1 protein-coding gene is annotated in these 1,479 nt (G+C 72.7%); it reads right to left on the bottom strand.

Translation table 11 applies throughout. From position 1 onward, the window contains the following. Positions 1 to 1,479: polyketide synthase dehydratase domain-containing protein (locus tag IE172_RS34180; protein WP_190101258.1), on the bottom strand; the 1,479-nt coding region annotated here is incomplete at both ends.

The raw sequence follows: 1,479 nt of genomic DNA, 5'->3' as shown, positions 1-1,479 counted from the left end.
GTTGCGGGTGAACAGGACCAGCCGGGAGTCGGCGAACCGCTCCTCCGCCAGCCACCGCTTGACCAGATCCAGCACCCCGTACAGCACCTCATGAACCCGCACGGCGAGCTTGTCGGTGCCGTCCTGCTGAGGCGCGTACGGCACGACCACTACGTCCGGGACGACGTCCAGTGTGGCCACGGAGTCCAGGTCGTCGGCCGCGAAGACCGTCGCACCGGTCTCCTCCAGCATCCGTCCCACCCGCAGCGGGTCCGGCCCGACGACCGCCCAGCGCCGCGCCGCGATGGGGGAGAGCCACGCGGAGGCCGGCACCCAGTCCATGCGGAACAGGCTGTCGTTCACGGAGGAACCGGCCGCCTCCAACTGCGCGGTGACCACCGGCCGTACAACCAGCGACTCGGCCGTGGCGACCGGCATGCCGGCCGGGTCGGCCACGGTGACCGACACGGTGTCCTCGGCGTCCCCGAGCGGAGCCACGCGCACCCGCAGCGCGGCGGCGCCCGCCGCGTGCAGGGTCACCCCGCTCCACGAGAACGGCAGCCGCGCCCGGCCCTCGCCCGCCGCGGGCAGCACGCCCAGACCCAGCGCGTGCAGCGCCGCGTCCATCAGTGCCGGGTGGATGCCGTACTCCGCGGCCTCGGCGGACTCCTCCTCCGGCAGCGCGACCTCGGCGAAGACCTCGTCACCGCGCCGCCAGGCGGTCCGCAGGCCGTGGAAGGCAGGGCCGTACCCGTAGCCCTGCTCGGCCAGCCTGTCGTAGTAGCCCTCGGTCTCCACCGGCTCGGCCCCGGAGGGCGGCCATGTGGTCATGTCGGCATCGGGCCTCGGGGACTGCTCTACGGGGGCCAGGGTGCCGGTGGCGTGCCGGGTCCACGGCTCGTCGCTGCCGGCGTCCTGCGCGCGTGAGTGAAGAGTCAGCTCGCGCCGCCCCGAGTCGTCAGGTGCGCCCACGTTCAACTGCACGTCCACCCCGCCCCGTTCGGGAAGGATCAGGGGTGCTTCGAGGGTGAGTTCCTCTACGGTGCCGCAGTCGACGTGGTGGCCGGCCTGGAGGGCGAGTTCGAGGAAGCCGGTGCCGGGGAGCAGGACGGTGCTGGCTACGGCGTGGTCGGCCAGCCAGGGGTGGTTCTGCAACGACAGCAGCCCGGTGAACAGGTGCGTGTCCGTGCCGGCCACCTCCACGGCAGCCCCCAGCAGCGGATGACCGGCGGCCGCCAGGCCCGCGCCGGAGAGGTTCGTCCGGCTGTCGGTGGTGGGGTTGATCCAGTAGCGCTGGTGCTGGAAGGGGTAGGTGGGGAGGTCGGTGGCGTGGTTGCCGCCGCGTGTGAGCCAGTTGACGGGGTGGCCGTGGGTGTGGAGGTGTGCTGCCGAGGTGAGGAGGCGGGTGAGGGTGCCTTCGCCTCGGCGGAGGGTGCCGGTGGTGAGGGCGTCGGTTGAGGCTTCTTCGATGCTGTAGGTGAGGACGGGGTGGGCGCTGGA

This window comes from Streptomyces griseoflavus, assembly GCF_014649995.1.
In the GTDB taxonomy this organism is placed as follows: domain Bacteria; phylum Actinomycetota; class Actinomycetes; order Streptomycetales; family Streptomycetaceae; genus Streptomyces; species Streptomyces griseoflavus.
This window is presented reverse-complemented; position numbering and strand designations above follow the sequence as displayed.